General features: G+C 73.9%; 17 protein-coding genes. 9 read left to right on the top strand and 8 right to left on the bottom strand.

Translation table 11 applies throughout. The features are described 5' to 3' along the window. Nucleotides 1-65: 65 nt before the first annotated feature. Together ACGFQ9_RS02855 and ACGFQ9_RS02850 are read right to left on the bottom strand one after the other, a co-directional pair. Nucleotides 66-692, bottom strand: a complete 627-nt coding sequence (locus tag ACGFQ9_RS02855) for a hypothetical protein (RefSeq protein ID WP_393570464.1) — start codon at nucleotides 690-692, stop codon at nucleotides 66-68. Between the two features lie 37 nt (nucleotides 693-729). Next, on the bottom strand, nucleotides 730-1,818 hold the full coding sequence (locus tag ACGFQ9_RS02850) for a PHP domain-containing protein (RefSeq protein WP_393570462.1): 1,089 nt from the start codon (nucleotides 1,816-1,818) through the stop codon (nucleotides 730-732). 84 nt (nucleotides 1,819-1,902) lie between these two features. On the opposite strand from ACGFQ9_RS02850, the gene ACGFQ9_RS02845 reads away from it, so the two are divergent. Beyond that, a complete protein-coding gene (locus ACGFQ9_RS02845) occupies nucleotides 1,903-2,460 on the top strand; it encodes a YbaK/EbsC family protein (RefSeq protein WP_393570460.1) in 558 nt (185 codons plus the stop codon). A 122-nt stretch (nucleotides 2,461-2,582) separates the two neighbouring features. After that, complete coding sequence (locus ACGFQ9_RS02840; protein WP_393570458.1) at nucleotides 2,583-2,951, top strand: YbjQ family protein; 369 nt, start codon at nucleotides 2,583-2,585, stop codon at nucleotides 2,949-2,951. Between the two features lie 43 nt (nucleotides 2,952-2,994). Here ACGFQ9_RS02840 and ACGFQ9_RS02835 read toward each other — a convergent pair whose 3' ends face one another. Continuing rightward, nucleotides 2,995-3,459 carry a DUF3224 domain-containing protein gene (locus ACGFQ9_RS02835; protein ID WP_393570456.1) on the bottom strand — a complete coding sequence of 155 codons (465 nt, stop codon included), beginning with the start codon at nucleotides 3,457-3,459 and terminating at the stop codon, nucleotides 2,995-2,997. A gap of 79 nt (nucleotides 3,460-3,538) precedes the next feature. Here ACGFQ9_RS02835 and ACGFQ9_RS02830 point away from each other — a divergent pair, with 79 nt between their 5' ends. From ACGFQ9_RS02830 to ACGFQ9_RS02815, 4 genes are all read left to right on the top strand, one after another. Then, a complete protein-coding gene (locus tag ACGFQ9_RS02830; RefSeq protein ID WP_393570454.1) occupies nucleotides 3,539-4,540 on the top strand; it encodes a helix-turn-helix transcriptional regulator in 1,002 nt (333 codons plus the stop codon). Nucleotides 4,541-4,912: 372 nt separating this feature from the next. Next, nucleotides 4,913-5,374, top strand: a complete 462-nt coding sequence (locus ACGFQ9_RS02825) for a sortase-dependent protein (RefSeq protein WP_393570452.1) — start codon at nucleotides 4,913-4,915, stop codon at nucleotides 5,372-5,374. 25 nt (nucleotides 5,375-5,399) lie between these two features. After that, complete coding sequence (locus ACGFQ9_RS02820) at nucleotides 5,400-6,128, top strand: RNA polymerase sigma factor (protein WP_393570803.1); 729 nt, start codon at nucleotides 5,400-5,402, stop codon at nucleotides 6,126-6,128. Then, nucleotides 6,125-6,673: a hypothetical protein gene (locus tag ACGFQ9_RS02815; RefSeq protein WP_393570450.1), complete on the top strand. Its 549-nt coding sequence runs from the start codon at nucleotides 6,125-6,127 to the stop codon at nucleotides 6,671-6,673. Before ACGFQ9_RS02820 ends, ACGFQ9_RS02815 begins: the two co-directional genes overlap by 4 nt. A gap of 24 nt (nucleotides 6,674-6,697) precedes the next feature. Here ACGFQ9_RS02815 and ACGFQ9_RS02810 read toward each other — a convergent pair whose 3' ends face one another. Both ACGFQ9_RS02810 and ACGFQ9_RS02805 read right to left on the bottom strand, forming a co-directional pair. Then, nucleotides 6,698-7,369 (bottom strand): MSMEG_1061 family FMN-dependent PPOX-type flavoprotein, encoded by a 672-nt coding sequence (locus tag ACGFQ9_RS02810; protein ID WP_393570448.1) that lies wholly within the window; start codon nucleotides 7,367-7,369, stop codon nucleotides 6,698-6,700. A gap of 58 nt (nucleotides 7,370-7,427) precedes the next feature. After that, nucleotides 7,428-7,895 carry a MarR family winged helix-turn-helix transcriptional regulator gene (locus ACGFQ9_RS02805; protein ID WP_393570446.1) on the bottom strand — a complete coding sequence of 156 codons (468 nt, stop codon included), beginning with the start codon at nucleotides 7,893-7,895 and terminating at the stop codon, nucleotides 7,428-7,430. Between the two features lie 171 nt (nucleotides 7,896-8,066). On the opposite strand from ACGFQ9_RS02805, the gene ACGFQ9_RS02800 reads away from it, so the two are divergent. Together ACGFQ9_RS02800 and ACGFQ9_RS02795 are read left to right on the top strand one after the other, a co-directional pair. Further along, entirely contained in the window at nucleotides 8,067-9,314 is a 1,248-nt protein-coding gene (locus tag ACGFQ9_RS02800; RefSeq protein WP_393570444.1) for an MFS transporter, read from the top strand. 76 nt (nucleotides 9,315-9,390) lie between these two features. After that, entirely contained in the window at nucleotides 9,391-11,085 is a 1,695-nt protein-coding gene (locus ACGFQ9_RS02795) for a glycoside hydrolase family 20 protein (RefSeq protein ID WP_393570442.1), read from the top strand. A gap of 72 nt (nucleotides 11,086-11,157) precedes the next feature. Here ACGFQ9_RS02795 and ACGFQ9_RS02790 read toward each other — a convergent pair whose 3' ends face one another. Then, nucleotides 11,158-11,979 carry a glutamate ABC transporter substrate-binding protein gene (locus ACGFQ9_RS02790; RefSeq protein ID WP_393570801.1) on the bottom strand — a complete coding sequence of 274 codons (822 nt, stop codon included), beginning with the start codon at nucleotides 11,977-11,979 and terminating at the stop codon, nucleotides 11,158-11,160. A gap of 151 nt (nucleotides 11,980-12,130) precedes the next feature. On the opposite strand from ACGFQ9_RS02790, the gene ACGFQ9_RS02785 reads away from it, so the two are divergent. After that, the gene (locus tag ACGFQ9_RS02785; RefSeq protein WP_393570440.1) at nucleotides 12,131-13,306 is read left to right on the top strand and encodes a hypothetical protein; all 1,176 of its coding nucleotides are present in this window, start codon (nucleotides 12,131-12,133) and stop codon (nucleotides 13,304-13,306) included. 73 nt (nucleotides 13,307-13,379) lie between these two features. On the opposite strand, the gene ACGFQ9_RS02780 is transcribed toward ACGFQ9_RS02785, so the two are convergent. Together ACGFQ9_RS02780 and ACGFQ9_RS02775 are read right to left on the bottom strand one after the other, a co-directional pair. Continuing rightward, nucleotides 13,380-14,456: an alpha/beta fold hydrolase gene (locus ACGFQ9_RS02780; RefSeq protein WP_393570438.1), complete on the bottom strand. Its 1,077-nt coding sequence runs from the start codon at nucleotides 14,454-14,456 to the stop codon at nucleotides 13,380-13,382. Nucleotides 14,457-14,693: 237 nt separating this feature from the next. After that, the gene (locus ACGFQ9_RS02775) at nucleotides 14,694-14,999 is read right to left on the bottom strand and encodes a hypothetical protein (RefSeq protein ID WP_393570436.1); all 306 of its coding nucleotides are present in this window, start codon (nucleotides 14,997-14,999) and stop codon (nucleotides 14,694-14,696) included. Nucleotides 15,000-15,298: the final 299 nt, after the last annotated feature.

The following is a 15,298-nucleotide window of genomic DNA, read 5'->3' as shown; positions in this document are numbered from 1 at the left end:
CGCGAAATCCCCCGGCCGTGCGGACGGATCGGCGAGGGCGCGCAGCGGGCGGCCCGTCCCGCCGGCTATGCCGCATCCCGCGGCAGTTGCAGCGCACGCGTGATCGCCTCGGACAACTGCCCCGCGTGAGACGGCAGTTGCCGGGCGGCCCAGAGTGATGCCGCGTCGCGGAAGTCGGTCAGGTCGCGTTCCGCCTCCGCGAGCAGGCGGCGCAGCTCGGGCACGGCCACCTCGATCACCGGGCTTCCTTCCTCCTCGCAGTCGACGGTCAGCAGGACGGTGTCGCCGTGCCGCTCGGCCAGCGGCGAGGGGCCGTGCCCGAAGCCGGCCGGCCCGGTGCCGTCGAGGACCTCCCACCAGTCGCCCCGGTCCTCGAGCCCGCAGCAGCAACCCGGCACCAGGACCACCCCGGTGACCGTGTCGGCCACCCGCAGCCCGCCTGCGGCGAACAGCGGATCCATCGTCAGCAGCCCGTGCAGGAAGCCCCCGAGCGGATCGGCGGGACGGGGCGGATGCTCCTCCCCGGGGTCGACGTCGTTGCAGGCGGCCAGGGCCATCACCGCGGTGCCGATCTCGTCAGGAGCGAGTGCCCTGCCGAGCGGCAGGAAGGAGAAGGGCGCGACCTCGGCGACCGGCCACAGGCCGAAGCCCTCCAGGGACCGGATCTCGAGGACGGGACGCATGGTGATCATCCATGGATGATGCCGCAGGGCCACCCGGCGGCGCACCTCACTCAGGCGGCCTGCGCCGGGCCCGGTCCCGAGTCCGGCCTCGACCCGTCCCCGTCCCCGTCCCCGTCCAGGCCAGGAGCCGGTCCACCGGCCAGGTGTTGACCACGCGTTCCGCCGGCACGCCGCATTCCTCCGCCCGCGCGCACCCGTGGATCTGCCAGCTCAGCTGGCCCGGCGCGTGCGCGTCCGTGTCGACGGAGAAGAGCACGCCCGCGTCGACCGCCTGCCGGAGCAGCCGGCGCGGCGGATCCAGCCGCTCCGGGCGGCTGTTGACCTCCACGGCGGTGCCGGCCTCCGCGCACGCCGCGAACACGGCCTCCGCGTCGAATTCCGATTCCGGCCGCCCCCGCCCGGTGACCAGCCGTCCCGTGCAGTGCCCCAGCACGTCCGCGTGCGGGTCCCGTACCGCGGCCACCATCCGCCGGGTCATCGCCCGCTTCTCCATCCGCAGCCTGGAGTGGACCGACACGACCACCAGGTCCAGCCGGTCCAGCAGTTCCGGGTCCTGGTCCAGCGTCCCGTCGTCGAGGATGTCGCATTCGATGCCCGTCAGCAGCCGGAACGGCGCCCAGCCCGCGTTCAGTTCCGCCACCACGTCGAGCTGTTCGCGCAGCCGCTCCGGCGACAGTCCGCGCGCCACCGTCAGCCGCGGCGAGTGGTCGGTGAGCACCGCGTACTCGTGGCCCAGTTCGATCGCCGCCCGCCCCATGTCCTCGATGGTGCTGCCGCCATCCGACCAGTCCGAGTGCAGATGGCAGTCGCCGCGCAGCGCCGCCCGCAGGGCCCCGCCCCGCGTTCCCGTGGCCGACGCCGCTTCCGCTTCCGTCTCCGCTTCCAGCTCCTCCTCCAGCCGCCGCAGGTACTCCGGGATCCGCCCGGCGAGTGCCTCCGCCACCACCCCGGCGGTCTTCGGGCCGATCCCCTTCACCGTCTCCAGAGTCCCGGCGGCGGCCCGCGTGGCGGCCTCGCCCTCCGGCATCTCCGCCACCCGCGCGGCGGCCGTACGGAAGGCCTGTACGCGGTACGTGGGCGCCTGGGCGCGCTCCAGCAGGAAGGCGATGCGCCGCAGCGCGGCCACCGGATCCATCGGCGTCGCCTCCCGCCTCCCGCCCGTGCCGTCCGTCTGCAGTTCAGCGTCCCACCGGTGGGCCCCTGCTGCATGATGGCGATCATGCACGCACCCATCGGACCCTTCGACAACGCCCGCCCCGCCCCCGACTGCCTGGACGAGCTGACCCGCCCGGTGGCCGACGCGGTCCGCTCCTGGCGCGGCACCGTCCCCGCCGGGCAGATCGTGTACGTCGACACCGACCCCGCCATCGCCGACACCGCCGCCTTCGTCGCGCACTACGGCGAGGACCTGCTCGCCGCGTCGGCGAACTGCGTGATCGTGGCGGCCCGGCGCGGCGGGGAGACCTCCCTCGCCGCCTGCCTGATCCCCTCCGGCGGCCGCGCCGACGTCAACGGCGCGGTGCGCCGCCGGCTCGGCGCGCGCAAGGTGTCCTTCGCCCCGATGGACACCGCCGTGGAGCGGACGGGCATGGAGTACGGCGGCATCACCCCGATCGGACTTCCGGCCGACTGGCCGCTGCTGGTGGACCCGGCCGTGGCCGACCTGCCGTACGTCCTGGTGGGCAGCGGCCGCCGGCGCGGCAAGCTGATCGCCCCCGGCAAGCTCTTCGCCGAGCTCCCGGGCGCGGAGATCGTCGGGGACCTCTCCCTGCGGTGACCGCCTCCCCGGTGACGCCTCCCGGTTGCCGCCTCGCAGTGATCGCCTTCCGGTGATCGCCTTCCGGTGATCGCGCGGCCGTCCGGGATGCGGGTCCCGGGCGGCCGCAGCAAGGTGGTGCCATGGGAATCGAGGAGTACGGAGGCGGGACCTCGACGCAGTCCGGGGTGCTGGTCGTGACGACGAACGACGCGCCCGGGTACCGCGTCCAGCAGGTCATCGGCGAGGTCTTCGGCCTCACCGTCCGGTCCCGGCACATCGGCAGCCAGATCGGGGCGGGCCTGAAGTCCATGATCGGTGGTGAGCTCAAGGGACTCACCAAGACCCTGGTCGAGACCCGCAACCAGGCCATGGAGCGGCTGATCGAGCAGGCGCGGGCCCGGGGCGCGAACGCGGTGCTGATGATGAGGTTCGACGTGACCGACGCGGCCGACGTGGGCACCGAGGTCTGTGCCTACGGCACGGCCGTGGTCCTCGTCGCCGACCCCTGAGCAGCCGGCGCACAGCCCCGGCGGCCGTCCCCCTCCCGCAGCCTCAGACGTCCCGGTTGTCCCGGTCGTCCCCGGCTTCGAACCAGTAGTCGAGGGCGTAGGCGACGGACTGGGCTCCGTGCGGGGTGGTGAAGCCGCCGCTGCCCCGCAGTCCGGTCAGCTCACCGGTGCCGGAGCCCGGCACCACCTCGAACGCGCAGCGCGTCCCCTCCGCGTCGAAGGTGCCGCTCTCGGCCAGGACGAAGCTGCCCTCGCGGCCGTCGACGCTGCCGGTGAGCAGCTCCAGGCCGCTGAACGAGCCCTCGGACTCGCCGAGGTAGGCGACGGTGTAGCGGCAGAGGGTGCCGGCGGCCTCGACGCCGCCGGAGAAGCTGTTGCTGACCGAGGCGTCGGCCAGTCGCGGCACGGCGTCGGCCGCGCCGACCGCCTGTTCCGTCCAGTCCGCGAAAACGAAGCGTCCGGTGGCGGTGGCGGTGGCCGTGGTGGTGGTTGCGTGCGTGCTGTTCATGGGGGTTCTCCCTGGGATTCGGGGTCAGGGCACCCAGAGTGGAACCCGTACCTGACACCTTCTGTCATATACATGGACCATGCGCGCCGACCGTCTCCTCACCCTCCTCCTGCTCCTGCAGAACCGGGGCCGGCTGACGGCCCGTGAACTCGCCGCCGAACTGGAGGTGTCGGTCCGCACGGTGCACCGGGACGTCGAGGCGCTGGGCGCGGCCGGGATTCCCGTCTGCGCGGACCGGGGGCCGGCGGGCGGCTACCGGTTGCTGGACGGCTACCGGACCCGGCTCACCGGTCTCACCGGAACGGAGGCGGACTCGCTGCTGTTCGCGGGCGCGCCGGGCCCGGCGGCGGACCTGGGCCTCGGCGCGGACCTGGCCACGGCGCGGCTCAAACTGGAGGCCGCGCTGCCGACGGCGCTGGCGGGCCGGGTCCGGCGGGTCCAGGACCGGTTCCACCTCGACGCCCCGGCCTGGTTCCGCGACGCGGATCCCGTCCCGCACCTGGCCCGCATCGCGCAGGCGGTGTGGGACCAGCGGGTGATCCGGGCGGACTACCGGCGGTGGCGCGGCGAGGTACGGCGCGAACTGCGCCCGCTCGGACTCGTCCTCAAGGGCGGCATCTGGTACCTGGTGGCGCAGCCAAACGCGGCCCCGGACGCGGATGCGGACGCGGCCCCGGACCCCCGCACCTACCGGGTCTCCCGCTTCCGCACGGTGGACCTCGGGTCCGAACCCTTCGACCGCCCGCCGGAGTTCGACCTGGCGGCGTACTGGCAGGAGTCCGCACGGCGGATGGAGGCCGCGTGCCGCCACCAGACGGCACGGCTGCGGCTGTCGCCCAGGGCGGTGCGGCTGCTGCCGATGCAGTTCGGCTCGGCCGGCGCCCGGGCACTGGCCGGGGCGGGGGAGCCGGACGCCGACGGCCGGGTGGAGGTGGAGCTTGAGGTGGAGCCGGACGCGGTCGCGGTCGGCGACCTGCTGCGCCTGGGCCCGCACGCGGAAGTCCTCTCACCGCCGCACCTCCGGGCCGCCCTCCGGGAGGCCGTCGCCGCCCTGTCCGCCCTGTACGAGGACCCCGCCTGACCGAGCCCGCCTGACCGAGCCCGCCTGACCGAGCCCGCCTGACCGAGCCCGCCTGACCGAGCCCGCCTGACCGAGCCCGCCTGACCGAGCCCGCCTGACCGAGCCCGCCTGACTGCGCCCGTGCGACCGGCCCGGGCCGACGCGGCGGGACCGGTCGGGCAGCCGCGCCGCCGCTGCGCTCGGGTCAGGTCCTGCCCGACGCGGCCCTGCCCGACGCGGCCCGTTCCGGTCGTGTCGGGTCCGTGGGAGAACCCCGCCGGAAAGCCTCCCGAAAAAACTTCGGCAACCGCGGCAACCTCCCGGGGGGTCGCACGTCGTGGGGGGTGAAGGGCGCGATCCGGCGTCCTTGTACCCCGACCCGGGAGCAACACCGTGCACAACCTGAAGCGCGCAGTCCTCACCGCCGCTGTCACCACCGCACTGGCCGCCGTGGCCGTGCCCGCGTCGGCGGCGTCCGGGCCGAGCGCCACCCCCTCGCCCGCCCCGACGGCGGTGCCGAGCACCCCGCCCCACGCGACCCCGTCCGCCGCGCCTTCGGCGGTGCCCAGCCTGCCGCCGGGCACCAAGCCCACGCCGAGCCCGAGCAGCCCGAGCAGCGGCAGGCCGACACCGGTCCCCAGCGTGCCGCCTACCGCCGCTCCCTCCGCCGTCCCCTCCGGGGTTCCCACCGCGGCTCCGTCCGCCGTCCCGTCCGCCGCCCCCTCCGGCGCTCCCGAGCTCGCGCATACTGGGGGATCCGGTGCCACCAACGCCGCCATAGGCGCCGGAGCCGTCGGCCTCCTCGGGGCCGGGGCCGGGACCCTGTTCCTCGTCCGGCGGCGTGCCCTGCGCTGACGTGCTCGACCCGAGGAACCCCGTGCTGCACCACGCCCTGCCGTTCCGCCCCGCCGCGCCCGGATTCCTCCGGGCGCGGCCCGGCGGGCGGCGGGGCGTGTGCTCCGTCCTGCGCCGGGCGCTCCTGCTGATGCGGGGCGGCCGGGAGCCCGCCGCCCCGCCCGCCCGGCAGACGCCTCCGTACGAAGCCCCGTACGCGGCCCCGTTCGCGGAGCCGTACGCGCCCCCGGACGCTTCCGCCCGCGCCCAAGGGTACGACGACCCGCGGCCGCCCACCGTGACCGGGCTCTACCACGCGCACCGCCTCGCCATGGTCCGCCTCGCGGTGCTCCTGGTCGACGACCTCGCCACCGCCGAGGACGTCGTCCAGGACGCCTTCACCGCCCTCTACCGGCGCCACGGCGAGCAGATCGCCGAGGTCGACAACGCGCTCGGCTACCTGCGGACGGCCGTGGTCAACACCTCCCGTTCGGTGCTCAGGCGCCGCCGGACCGCCCGGGCCTGGACCCCGCCCCCGCCGTCCGACGTCCCCTCGGCCGAGGACCACGTCGTCCTCGACGAGGCACACCGCGAGGTGCTGGCCGCGCTCGGCCGGCTCACCCCACGCCGCCGCCAGGTCCTGGTCCTCCGCTACTGGGCCGACCTGAGCGAGGCGGAGATCGCCGAGACCCTGGGCATCAGCCGGGGCGCGGTCAAGTCGAACGCCAGCCGTGCCCTGGACGCGCTGGAACGGATCCTGGAGGGACGGATATGACGGCCGACGGCGAACGCCCCGTGGAGCGCCGGCTCCGGCAGGCGCTCGATGCCCGCGCGGAGTCGGTGACCGTACGGGACCTGCGCCCGGCAGCGCCCCCGCGCACGGCCCGGCAGCGCCTGTGGTGGCGCCGGACCCCGCTGTTCCGGGCCGGTCTGGCCGGCCTCGCCGCCGCTGCGGTGGCCGGTGCCGTCCACCTCGGCCTCGCCCCGGATCCGCCCGCGTCCCGCCCCGCCCCGCCGGCCGCTCCGCCCAGCCTCGCGCCGACCGGCCCGGAGCCGGGCCGGTCCGGCCCCACCCCGCCACCCTCAGTGACGCCCACGCCGCCCGGGCAGACCCCGCCCTCGCAGACGCCGTCCCCGGTCCGTTCGCACCCTCCGGCCACGTCCCCGGGGGCCACGCCGAGCGCGTTCCGGGGCGGTACCCCCGCTCCGGGCCGGAGCACACCGGGCGCCCCGACCCCCTCGGGCTCCGCCGGTACCCGAACCGGCGCCGGGCCCGGCTCGGCCCCCAGCGCCACGCCCAGCAGCCTGCCCACCGGCTGACGCCGGGCAGGCCCGGCGGGCGCGTCACTCGTAGCGGTGCAGCAGCGATTCCCGCTCGTCCCGCCGGATTTGCTCCAGCGTCAGGCCGGGCATGACCGGGTCCAGGTGCGAGAGGGTGATCTCGGCGGAGCTCGGCACGGCGTCCTCGGGCAGCCACTTCCCGGGCTTCCAGGCGTCGCTGCGCAGGAAGGCCTTCGGGCAGTGCTGGTAGACGTCCTCCGCCTCGACCACGATCGCGCTGCGCGGCGGTTTGCCGACCGGGGTCAGCTGTTCCAGCAGGCGCGGGTCGGTGGAGACGCAGGCCCGGCCGTTCACCCGGAGCGTGGACGGCCGTCCGGGGACGAGGAAGATCAGACCGGCCTGGCCCGTCTCCAGGATGTTGTGCATGCTGTCCAGCCGCCGGTTCCCGGTGGCGTCGGGGATGGCGAGGGTGAACTCGTCCAGTACGGACACGAACCCGGCCGGGCCGCCCCGAGGGGTCACGTCGCAGCGTCCGTCGGCGCCGGTGCTGGCGATGAACACGAGGGAGGAACTGGCGATGAAGGCGCGGGCGACGTCGTGCATCCGGTCCACGGCCTTGTGCTGCGCCGCCTCGCTGGGCAGGGCGTAGATCTCCCGTAGCTGAGCCGTGTCACGCAGGGCGTCGGCGGCGATGGCCTCGAATATGCGGCCGGCCGGCCGCGGCTTGGTGGTCACGTACCGGCAACCTATCCGATTGCCGATCTTGAGGGAACGCCGATCGGACGGTGCGCCGTCAGCGGGCCGCAGCCTCCGCCCCCAGCTGCTCGACGGCCGTGACCAGCGGGGCCAGTTCCGGGTTCAGCGCGGCCGCGTCGAGCGCCTTGCGGAGCGCGCCGGCGTTCGTCGGGCGGGCCTCCTCCAGCAGTGCCAGCCCGGCCTCGCTCACATTGGTGTAGATGCCGCGGCGGTCCGTGGGGCAGAGGTAGCGGGCGAGCAGGCCCCTCTCCTCCAGCCGCGTCACCAGCCGGGTCGTCGCGCTCTGGCTCAGCACCACGGCGTCGGCGACCTGCTTCATCTGCAGGTGCCCGCCCGGTCCGTCGTGCTGCCGGCTGAGCACGTCCAGCAGTGAGTACTCCCGCACGCTCAGTCCGTGCGCGGCCTGCAGGGCCCGCTCGATGTGCGACTCGATCCGCCCGTGCAGCAGGGAGAGGGCGCACCAGCCCTGGGAGAGCCCGGTCAGTGCGCTGTCGGTTGCGGTCATGGCCCCAGGATAGGCCAGGAACGCAATAGCCCGCGCTTGCAAATATCCCGCGCCCGCAATTAATGTGGACGCGTGCAAACGGCGAACGCATGTGATCTGTGCGGCGCCGGCTGCTCCTGATCCGCTCATCCGCGCGCCCAGCACCCCCGCCACCCCGCCAAGGACCCCGCCATGCCCCTCGCCCTCCTCGCCCTCGCCATCGGCGCCTTCGGTATCGGCACCACCGAGTTCGTCATCATGGGTCTCCTCCCCGAGGTCGCCGCCGACTACGGGGTCTCCATCCCCACCGCCGGCCTCCTGGTCACCGGCTACGCCCTCGGCGTGGTCCTGGGCGCCCCGCTGATGACCGTCCTCGGCACCCGCGTCCCCCGCAAGCGCATGCTGATGCTGCTCATGGGCCTCTTCGTCGTCGGCAACCTGCTCTCCGCCCTCGCGCCCTCCCTCGGTGCGATGCTGGCCGGCCGGGTGGTCGCCTCCCTCGCCCACGGTGCCTTCTTCGGCATCGGGGCGGTGGTCGCCGCGGAGCTCGTCGCCCCCGAGAAGAAGGCCGGCGCCATCGCCGGCATGTTCACCGGCCTGACCGTCGCCAACGTGGTGGGCGTTCCCCTCGGCACCCTCGTCGGGCAGACCCTCGGCTGGCGGATCACCTTCCTGATCGTCTCCGCACTCGGCGTCCTCGGCCTGCTCGGCATCGCCCGGCTGGTCCCCGACCTGCCCCGGCCCGAGGGCGTCCGGGTCCGCCACGAGCTGGCCGCCTTCCGCAACGTGCAGGTACTGCTCGCCATGGCGATGACCGTCCTCGGCTTCGGCGGGGTCTTCGCCGCCATCACCTACCTCGCCCCGATGATGACCGAGGTGGCCGGCTTCGCCGACACCTCCGTGACCTGGCTGCTCGTGCTCCTCGGCCTCGGCATGGTGGCGGGCAACCTGATCGGCGGCCGGTTCGCCGACCGTGCCCTGATGCCCATGCTGTACGGGTCCCTCGGCGCCCTCACCCTGGTCCTCGCGCTGTTCACGCTCACGGCCCACGGCCGCGTCACCGCCGCACTCACCCTGTTCCTGATCGGCGCCCTCGGCTTCGCCACCGTGCCGCCGCTGCAGAAGCGGGTCCTCGACCAGGCCGCCGCGGCCCCCACCCTGGCCTCCGCCATGAACATCGCCGCCTTCAACCTGGGCAACGCCCTCGCCGCCTGGCTCGGCGGCCTGGTCATCGCCGCCGGTCTGGGCTGGACCGCCCCCGCCTGGGTCGGCGCCGCCCTCGCCGCCGGCGCACTGGCCCTGGCCGTGCTGTCCGGCGCACTGGAGCGCCGTACGGCCGGCCGCCCCGGCCGGATCGTCGCAGGCGGAACCCCGGCCGAGCCCGCAGCCCAGGCCCCGGCCGTCCCGGCCGCCTCCGTCCCGGCCACCGGCACCCGCTGAAGTCGCGCCGCCCCGTCCCCCGTGCGAGGTTGGTACGTACGGGGGACCACGCTGTTCAGGAGTGCTCGGTCGAAGCATGCGGCAGTTCGGGAAACGGCACCGCAAGGGCCATGCGACCGCGACGGCCACCGCCGCCGCGGTGCTCCTCCTCGCCCTCCCCGGCTGTACCGAAGCCAGCCCGGACGGAGGCCGTTCCCCGGCCGCGCCCGGCAGCGCCACCACCCCTCCGGCCGCCCCGGACAGCCGGGCCGTGACCGCACAGCCGCCCCCGCCGCCCCCGCCGCCTCAGCCGTCACCGACCCCGACGTACCCGCTGTCGACCGCCCCGCAGACCGTCCCCGCCGTACGGGAGCACATCCCGGCGCGCGGCCCCGGCTGGCGGCCCGCCACCGGGGCCCGGGTGGTCGTCGCCGCCGACAGCCCCGGCCTGACCGACGAAGCCAGGCTGACGGCGACGGAGCTCGGTCTCGCCTTCGGCGGTACCGCCCCGCCGAAGCCTGGGGACGTGACCCTCGACCTCGAAGCCGGGTCGCCCGGTGCCACGGCCCCCGAGTCGTACGCCCTCACCGTCCGCGACGGACAGGTGAGGATCACCGGACCCGACGAGGCAGGGGTCTTCTACGGCACCCGGACCCTCAAACAGGCCGTGAAGGCCTCCGGATCGATCGGCGAGGGGACGGTCCGCGACCGTCCGGCCAAGCCCCAGCGCGGCCTCAACCTCGACATCGCCCGGAAGCACTTCACCCCCGGATGGATCGAGGACCGGCTGCGCACCATGGCCGACCTCAAGCTCAACCAGCTCGGCCTGCACTTCTCCGACGACCAGGCGTTCCGGATCGAGTCCACCAGCCATCCGGAGATCGTCTCCACCCCGCACCTCACCAAAGCAGAGGTGCGCCGGATCGTCGCCCTCGCGCGCAGCCTGCACATCGACGTGGTCCCGGAGATCGACTCGCCCGGCCACCTCGGAGCCGTGCTCCGCGCCCACCCGCAGCTCCAGCTGCGCGATGTGAACGGCAGGGCCGTCCAGGGGGCCGTGGACATATCGAACCCGGCGTCGGCGAAGCTCGTGGACGACCTGCTCCGCGAGTACCAGCCGCTGTTCCCCGGCAAGGCCTGGCACCTGGGAGCCGACGAGTACCAGGCACTGGTGGTCCGCGACCCCGAGGCCTCCTTCCCCCAGCTGGCCCAGGCCGCCCGGCAGCGGTACGGGGCGGGCGCGCGGGTGCAGGACCTGGCGACGGGCTGGCTCAACGACCGCGCCGCGGTGATCCGCCCGTCCGGCAGGCAGCTCAAGGCGTGGAACGACGGCTTCTTCCCCGGCGGCGTCGCCGCCCCCGCCCGCGACATCCAGGCCGAGTACTGGACGGGCAAGGAGATCGGCGCCCGCCCGCCCACGGCCTACCTGGCCGAGGGACGCAAGGTGGTCAACCTCAACGACGAGTACCTCTACTACGTGCTCGGAGAACCGAACCAGTTCACCTACCCCACCGGCCGAAGGATCTACGAACAGTGGACCCCGCTGGTGCTGCGCGGCACGAGCCCGGTGCCGGCCCGCTACCAGCCGCAGATACTCGGCGCGCGGCTCGCCGTGTGGGCCGACCGCTCCACGGCGCAGACCCAGGCGCAGGTGGCCGCGGGCATCCGGCTGCCACTGGCCGCGCTCGCCCAGAAGGTGTGGGACGAGCGGACGCCGCGGCCGACCTGGAACGAGTTCACCGCCCAGGTCGGCCGGGCCCTCGGCGGCGCGGCTGACGGGGGGAGGGCCTGACAGGACGCGCGGCCGGACCGGGAGCGGGCCGACCGGGGTGGGCCGGCGGCCGCCGGTGATCCGAGGGAGGGGTCAGCGACCCTCGGTGATCTGCGGGGCGGGCTCGTTCTTGAAGTCCACCGCACCGAAGTTGGCCTGGACCGACTTCTCCCAGGACCCGTCCTGGACCATCTTGCGGAGCGCCGCGTTGATCTTCGTCTGAAGGTCGGTGGCACCCTTCTTCACACCGATGCCGTAGTGCTCGTTGCTCAGCTTCAGCCCGGCGAGTTTGAACTTGCCCTGGTTGATGTCCTGCGCCGCGTACCCGGCGAGGATCGCGTTGTCCGTGGTCATCGCGTCCAGGACGGACTCCTTGAGCGCGACCACGCACTCCGAGTAGCCGCCGACCTCGGTGATGCCCGCCTTGGGGGCCAGTTTGGTCCGGACGTTCTCCGCGGAGGTGGAACCCGTGACGGAGCACAGGTTCTTGTTGTTGAGGTCCTCCGCCTTCTTGATGCCCGTCTCGGCGGAGCGGATCAGCAGGTCCTGGTGGGCCACGAAGTACGGACCGGCGAAGTCCACCTTCGCCTTGCGCTTCTCGTTGATCGAGTAGCTGGCGACGATGAAGTCGACCTCGTTCTGTTCGAGCATGAGCTCCCGGTCGGAGCTGTAGACCTGCTTGAACTCGATGCGGTCCGGCGCGTAGCCGAGCTCCTTGGCGACGTACCGGGCCACGTCCACGTCGAATCCGGTGAACTTGTCGCCGGGCTCCCGCAGGCCCAGTCCCGGCTGGTCGAACTTGATGCCGATCTGGATCTTCGGCTTGTCTTCGTCGCCCTGCAGCATGCCGCACCCGGTGGCGCTCAGGACGAGGACGGTCACGGCAGCGACCGCACCAACCTTGGGAACCTTCATCATGGACTCTCTGTCTTACGGAACGTGGCTCTTGAGGAAGCTAGAAAGGCCATGAACGAAGCGTCACTAGTTCTGAGGAAAACTTGAGGATAACGATCCGGTGTGGCCGAAGGATCTTCGGCCGTGGCGGCTCGTGAGCGGAGGGGACACGATGGCGGGATCCGTACGGATCGAAGGCAACGCGCTACTGCTGGGCAACGGAGCACAAGTCCGGTTCATCCGGACATTGCGGCTTCCGGAGACGGGAACGCACCCCCTTCCACCCGGATTGGGAGAGTTTCCGCTGCGCCGGATCGAGGACTGCCCCGGCCCGGTGCCCGAGGAATGGCGGGCGCGTGGTGGCGTGATCCTGCCGGTCTATCTGCGCGAGGCGATGTGGATGGCCTTCGGCGGCAGCCGGGAGCCCACCGCCCTGCAGATCGGCGTGGGCAAGGTGTGCGCGGTGTCGGGGGAGCGGTGGACCGGCCGGCTGGCCCGCCGCCCGCAGAACTACGTGGTGCTGCCCCGCCAGCCCTGGCTGGACGGCATCAACTCCGGCAAGGGCACCGTCCGCCAGTTCGTCGCCGTACCCCTCGGGCTGGGCGCGACGGTGGAGGGACAGGTCACCGGCGAGGAGACCACGGGCGGCGTACAGCTCCAGGCGTTCCCGCTGAACGACGCCCGGCTGGCGGAGTGGCGCGAGGAGCAGCGCCGCGCGGCGGCGGACTCCCGGAACGCGCAGACGGCCGGCGGACCGCCCTTCCCGCCGGTCCCGCCCTTCCCGCCCGGGCCGGTGCCCGCCGGACCCAACCCGCCCGGCGGACCCGTTCCGCCCGGCGCGCCCATGCCGCCCGGCGCACCCGGGGCCTACGGCGCCCCCATGCCGATGGCGGCGCCTCCCGCGCCCGCGGGCATGCCGGCCCCCGGCTGTGCCCCCGCGCCCCGGGCCGCGGCCGCGCCGGCGCCCGCCGCGATGGGGCTGGGCGTCGGCGGGTCCATGCAGCAGGAGGTCTACCAGGACGAACGGCCGCTGAAGGACTGGTCCGGGGAGCCGGCGGGCCGGGTGTTCGTCCACCTGGTGACCCCGCCCGAGTGGGAGCGGATCACCGGCGAACCCGCCCCGCCCTCGCCCGTCGACCGGGCCGCGTACACCCAGGCGGGACTGCCCTGGTTCGACTACTACGACGAGGACGGCACCGACCTCGCCCCCACCGACGCCCTCGGCGGGGTCAAGCCGGTGGGCAACTGGCTCGGCGACGACCACACCCCGTGGGTCCCGCCGGTCCCCGGCCAGGTACAGCCGCTGGGCGACGCCCCGGGGAAGCCGGTGGCCGACGGCTCCTGGTGAGACCCGGCCCGGCGGGGGCCGTCGTCAGGACCGCCCCCGCCGGGCCGCGGCACCGGGCTCCGCCGGGAGCCGCTCAGCGCACGTCGTCGACGACCGTCCTGATCGCGTCGGTGACCAGCTGCGGCGAGTAGAGGTAGATGTCGTGGCCGCTGTTGGTCCTGGTGATGTGCTTCTCGGCGTGGAGCGCCTTGCTCAGCCGGTCGAGCGCGGTCAGCGAGTCCTTGAAGGCGACCCTCTCGCCCTTCCTCTCCTCGGGCGGCAGCAGGTCGAGACGCCACGGCTTGTCGGCGGAGAGCACGACGGCGGGCACCCGTGGCATCGGCGGCGCCGCGTTGATCCTCCTGAACGCGTCGATGATGTGGACGCCTTCCCTCACCTGCGGTGAGGTCCTGGCGTTCGTCGCGTCCCAGTTCCTGAGCGCTCCGGGGCTGATGACATCGGCCATGAGTTCGGTGACGGTGTCGACCATCACCAGGCCGGCGACGTTCCGCGGATGCGTACGGGCGTACAGCGTCGCGATCAAGCCCCCGTACGAGTGGGCGACCAGTACGTAGGGTCCGGGCTCGCCGAGCGCGGTGAGGAGCGCGTTCAGGTCGTCCGCGGCGAGGTCGAGGGTGTGGGGCTGGGGCCTCGGGGTGGTCGTGCCGGGGCCGACGCGGATGCCGGGCCGGTCGTACGCGCAGACCCGGGTGAAGCGGGAGACACGGGTGAACACCGAGTCGTCGCTCAGGTGCAGACCGGTGGTCCGCCACGGGAGGTCGTCGCCGGGGGCCTGGTGGATGGGGTCGGCCGGGTCCAGGACGGACCTCCAGTCCTCGACGCCGTTGCCCTTGCCGGCGATGAGGATCACCGTCGGGGAGCCCTTCCCCCTGCACTCGGTGTAGATCTTCCGGCCGCCGCCGACATCCACGAGCCCGGTGATGTCGCGCTGCTCGCGGGCCGTCGGCGTGGGGCTGGGCGCGGGCGGGGGTCTGGGAGAGGGTGGGGCGGCCGCAGTGGCAGGCGGCGACACGGACCCGCCGCCGCTCGCCGAGGCTCCGGCGCACCCGGCCGCACCCCAGGCCAGTGCGCACGACACCACCACGGCGAGCACACCGCGCACACCGCGCACACCGCGCACACCGTGCGCGCGACCGGCGCTCCAGGCCATGGCCGCCTCCCGAAGCTCCGGGACCGGCACCACGGCCGCGAGCCCGACACCGGCCCCTTCGGCGAGATCATGTGTGCACCCGCCCCGGACGGGACGCCCGCGGGGAGGGCAGCACCCGGACAACCATCCTCCCTCCGCCGCGCACCGGCCGCACACCGGTCACGGGCGCGATCGGCGGGCTGCCGTTCGCCGCGGGAGTCGGCCCCACGCGCACCGCACCGGCGGACACAGCCTTCGTCATGTGATCGGCACGTGGTTCGTCACCCGCCGGTTGTGGCGCCGGCGCAGAACGTCCCAGGGAATCCACGCCGCCGTACAGCCGAGGGCTGTGGCCGCCCACAGCGGGAGCGTGGAACCGAGCAGTGCCCCGCTCGCGCCCCAGGCCGGATAGCAGACCACCTCCACCCGGAGCGGGACGTTCGCGGGTCTGAGGAGGATCAGGGGTATGCGTTGCGTCGGGTTCGCTGCCATGACGTACTGCATGAACGCGATGCTGGTGACCGCGGCGGTGACGGCCGCGACGGCGCTGACGATGAGCTGCATCCGGACCTCCTGGCCCGTCGGGGGTCGCGCGGTGGTCGCGGAACCTCTCGGAGTCCCTGTCCAGGGGAACCGGCGTGCGGGCCCCGCGTCACGTCCCGACATGCCGTGCCTTGACACGGGTGAAGGGCCGGCCTCCGGCCGGCCACGCTCCCGCAGGTACCGCCACGCCCTGTCAAGGGACGAGTTCCCGTGCCACGCGTTCCCGGGACAGGAAGGGATCCGGCGGCCGGGGCCCAATGGGAACACGGCTCGCGCGGAGCGTCGGCTCCTGCCGAGCACCCCTCCCACGAGAAAGGATG

The organism is Streptomyces sp. NPDC048603 (genome assembly GCF_043199475.1).
Lineage (GTDB): Bacteria > Actinomycetota > Actinomycetes > Streptomycetales > Streptomycetaceae > Streptomyces.
The sequence above is the reverse complement of the archived record's forward strand: the minus strand, read 5'-3'. Positions and strand labels throughout refer to the sequence as shown.

Bases quoted from the DNA above. Each gene is read 5' to 3' on its own strand.
- ACGFQ9_RS02855 (WP_393570464.1), bottom strand. From the start codon at position 692: ATGATCACCATGCGTCCCGTCCTCGAGATCCGGTCCCTGGAGGGCTTC.
- ACGFQ9_RS02850 (WP_393570462.1), bottom strand. From the start codon at position 1,818: ATGGATCCGGTGGCCGCGCTGCGGCGCATCGCCTTCCTGCTGGAGCGC.
- ACGFQ9_RS02845 (WP_393570460.1), top strand. From the start codon at position 1,903: ATGCACGCACCCATCGGACCCTTCGACAACGCCCGCCCCGCCCCCGAC.
- ACGFQ9_RS02840 (WP_393570458.1), top strand. From the start codon at position 2,583: ATGGGAATCGAGGAGTACGGAGGCGGGACCTCGACGCAGTCCGGGGTG.
- ACGFQ9_RS02835 (WP_393570456.1), bottom strand. From the start codon at position 3,459: ATGAACAGCACGCACGCAACCACCACCACGGCCACCGCCACCGCCACC.
- ACGFQ9_RS02830 (WP_393570454.1), top strand. From the start codon at position 3,539: ATGCGCGCCGACCGTCTCCTCACCCTCCTCCTGCTCCTGCAGAACCGG.
- ACGFQ9_RS02815 (WP_393570450.1), top strand. From the start codon at position 6,125: ATGACGGCCGACGGCGAACGCCCCGTGGAGCGCCGGCTCCGGCAGGCG.
- ACGFQ9_RS02805 (WP_393570446.1), bottom strand. From the start codon at position 7,895: ATGACCGCAACCGACAGCGCACTGACCGGGCTCTCCCAGGGCTGGTGC.
- ACGFQ9_RS02800 (WP_393570444.1), top strand. From the start codon at position 8,067: ATGCCCCTCGCCCTCCTCGCCCTCGCCATCGGCGCCTTCGGTATCGGC.
- ACGFQ9_RS02795 (WP_393570442.1), top strand. From the start codon at position 9,391: ATGCGGCAGTTCGGGAAACGGCACCGCAAGGGCCATGCGACCGCGACG.
- ACGFQ9_RS02790 (WP_393570801.1), bottom strand. From the start codon at position 11,979: ATGAAGGTTCCCAAGGTTGGTGCGGTCGCTGCCGTGACCGTCCTCGTC.
- ACGFQ9_RS02785 (WP_393570440.1), top strand. From the start codon at position 12,131: ATGGCGGGATCCGTACGGATCGAAGGCAACGCGCTACTGCTGGGCAAC.
- ACGFQ9_RS02780 (WP_393570438.1), bottom strand. From the start codon at position 14,456: ATGGCCTGGAGCGCCGGTCGCGCGCACGGTGTGCGCGGTGTGCGCGGT.
- ACGFQ9_RS02775 (WP_393570436.1), bottom strand. From the start codon at position 14,999: ATGCAGCTCATCGTCAGCGCCGTCGCGGCCGTCACCGCCGCGGTCACC.